This window comes from Streptococcus danieliae (assembly GCF_025447695.1).
Taxonomy (GTDB): domain Bacteria; phylum Bacillota; class Bacilli; order Lactobacillales; family Streptococcaceae; genus Streptococcus; species Streptococcus danieliae.
Genome location: NZ_JAOBSU010000146.1, coordinates 1 through 2,982 on the forward strand (window position 1 = coordinate 1; position 2,982 = coordinate 2,982).

At 46.1% G+C, this 2,982-nt stretch carries 2 protein-coding genes and 1 pseudogene; all 3 read left to right on the forward strand.

The window, feature by feature from the left end:
- Positions 1-198: 198 nt before the first annotated feature.
- Complete coding sequence (locus tag N4310_RS08050) at positions 199-906, forward strand: glucosamine-6-phosphate deaminase (protein WP_262092765.1); 708 nt, start codon at positions 199-201, stop codon at positions 904-906.
- Positions 907-1,060: 154 nt separating this feature from the next.
- On the forward strand, positions 1,061-2,608 hold the full coding sequence (locus N4310_RS08055; protein ID WP_262092764.1) for a peptide chain release factor 3: 1,548 nt from the start codon (positions 1,061-1,063) through the stop codon (positions 2,606-2,608).
- 163 nt (positions 2,609-2,771) lie between these two features.
- A pseudogene (locus N4310_RS08060) lies at positions 2,772-2,906 on the forward strand (ATP-binding cassette domain-containing protein); the annotation flags it as partial.
- Positions 2,907-2,982 lie beyond the last annotated feature (76 nt).

Here is a 2,982-nt window from a genome sequence, read left to right on the forward strand (position 1 = left end):
TTACCGTGGCGATTTTTCTTTTTATACTCTTCTATTCCCTTGGTATACATCGGATCAGAGACAACGGGAATGATTCTTGAGGAAATGATTCAGGTGGACGGAAGCGAAAAATTTCTCAAGAATCGGTCTATACCAGTTGACAAAAATTGGTATAGACCATATAATGGAGTTAGAAAAGATAAGGAGGACGGTTCGATGATCCAGGTGATTCGTGTGACAGACCAAGCAGAGGGGGGACAAAAAGCTCTCGCTATTTTGAAGGAAAAACTAGCAGCGGGTGCCCAAACCTTAGGCTTGGCAACAGGAAGCAGTCCGGTGGGCTTTTATGAAGCTGTTCGGGCCAGTGATGTTGATTTTTCAGACTTAACCAGTGTGAATTTGGATGAGTATGTGGGTCTTGCAGCCGACAATCCGCAATCGTATCGCTATTTTATGGAAGAACATCTGTTCCAAGCAAAACCCTTTAAAGCCAACTACCTACCTAATGGGGAGGCAGCTGACCTGGATACGGAACTCAGTCGTTACCAAGAAATTCTTGAAGCACATCCGGTTGATCTGCAAATTCTGGGGATTGGTCGAAATGGTCACATTGGTTTTAACGAACCTGGAACCTCCTTTGATCAGACAACCCAAGTGGTTGAGCTAGAACCGTCTACCATTGAAGCCAATGCCCGGTTCTTTGACAAGATCGAAGATGTTCCGACTAAGGCGATTTCCATGGGGATTAAGAATATCATGGACGCCAAAGCCATTATTCTTTTTGCTTATGGAGCAGACAAGGCAGCAGCTATTGCTGGTGCCGTAGAGGGGCCAGTGACAGAGGAGCTACCAGCCAGCATCCTTCAAAACCACCCAGAAGTTTATATCTTTGCGGATGATGCAGCCCTAGCAGAACTAGAAGGTTAACGAGCTAGCCCCACTGGTTGATAAGACAATCAGGGGGCTTTTGCTATGTTCAGGATTTTTTGGGAGGGTCTGGAAATTTTTTATTCGAGGTTTTGTGTCGCTCTGGCTATCATGGTATACTAGTAAGGCAGAAAAAATCGAAAAGGAATTAGAAATGTCACGTATTGATGAGATGAAGCGGAGACGGACCTTCGCTATTATTAGTCACCCGGATGCCGGGAAAACGACGATTACGGAGCAGTTGCTTTATTTTGGCGGCGAGATTCGCGAGGCGGGTACTGTTAAGGGGAAGAAGACTGGGAACTTTGCCAAGTCTGACTGGATGGATATTGAGAAACAACGGGGAATCTCCGTTACCTCGTCCGTTTTGCAGTTTGATTACCTAGGCAAGCGGGTGAATATCCTAGACACTCCTGGGCACGAGGATTTCTCGGAGGATACCTATCGGACCTTGATGGCCGTGGATGCGGCAGTGATGGTGGTTGATTCCGCCAAGGGGATCGAGGCCCAGACCAAAAAACTCTTTGAGGTTGTCAAGCACCGGAATATCCCTGTTTTCACCTTCATCAACAAGTTGGACCGCGATGGCCGTGAGCCCTTGGAATTGCTGGAGGAGTTAGAGGAAGTTCTAGGCATTGCTTCCTACCCTATGAATTGGCCGATTGGGATGGGGAAAAGTTTTGAAGGGCTCTATGACCTTCACCATGGGCGTATTGAATTGTATAAAGGGGACCAACGCTTTATCGAGTTTGGTCAAGCGGAGAGCTACGGGTTAGAGAATAATCCTTTCTACCAGCAGGTGCTAGAAGACGTAGAATTACTTAGTGAGGCTGGCAATCCCTTCTCAGAGGAGGCTATCTTGGCCGGGGACCTGACCCCTGTCTTTTTCGGATCAGCCCTTACCAATTTTGGGGTGCAGACCTTCTTGGAAACTTTCTTAGAATTTGCCCCAGAACCTCATGGTCATAAAACAACTGAAGGCGAGATGATCCAACCGGATGCACCGGACTTTTCAGGCTTTATCTTTAAAATTCAGGCCAATATGGATCCACGTCATAGGGACCGGATTGCCTTTCTCCGGATTGTGTCAGGTGAATTTGAGCGGGGCATGGCTGTCAATCTGCCTCGAACAGGTAAGGGAGCCAAGTTGTCCAATGTAACCCAGTTTATGGCTGAGTCGCGGGAAACGGTTGAAACAGCCGTGGCAGGAGATATTATCGGGATCTATGATACCGGAACCTACCAGGTTGGGGATACCTTAACGGTTGGCAAACATAAGTTTGAATTTGAGCCACTTCCAACCTTTACTCCGGAAATTTTCATGAAAGTCTCTGCAAAAAATGTGATGAAGCAAAAATCCTTCCATAAGGGGATTGAGCAGTTGGTGCAAGAAGGGGCGATCCAGCTTTACACCAACTACCAAACAGGGGAGTATATGCTGGGAGCAGTTGGACAACTCCAATTTGAAGTGTTCAAACACCGCATGGAAAATGAATACAAGGCGGAAGTGGTTATGTCCCCAATGGGGAAAAAAACTGTCCGCTGGATCAAACCCGAAGATTTGGACGAACGCATGAGCTCCAGCCGGAACATCCTGGCCAAAGACCGCTTCGACCAGCCCGTCTTCCTCTTTGAAAACGACTTTGCCCTCCGCTGGTTTGCGGATAAATACCCAGATGTGGAACTAGAAGAGAAGATGTAAGGTCAAATAGGTTGAAAAATCACTTTGAGGTTGATGCCTTGGAGTGATTTTTTGCAAGGACTGGTCTTGCTTAATGGGCAGTTTTCTAATATAATATATGCATTATAGTTGAGAATTTAGGACGAAAAAGCAGGAATTTGGGAAAGGGGACTGGTGACAGCTAATGGAGATTCGATTAAAGAATGTTCGCAAAAAGTTTGGTTCGTTTGAAGCTCTAAAAGGCATTGATGTAACCTTTGAAGCAGGGAAGTTTTATGGTCTGCTAGGTCCAAATGGTGCCGGGAAAACGACTCTTTTTAGGGCACCTCTAAAAACTCATACTTATTGTCGCCTTATTTCAAATAAGTAGGTATTCCTATTTGGTAGTGTAGTGC

Coding starts and splice junctions, on each gene's coding strand:
- N4310_RS08055 (WP_262092764.1), top strand. CDS start 1,061: ATGTCACGTATTGATGAGATGAAGCGGAGACGGACCTTCGCTATTATT.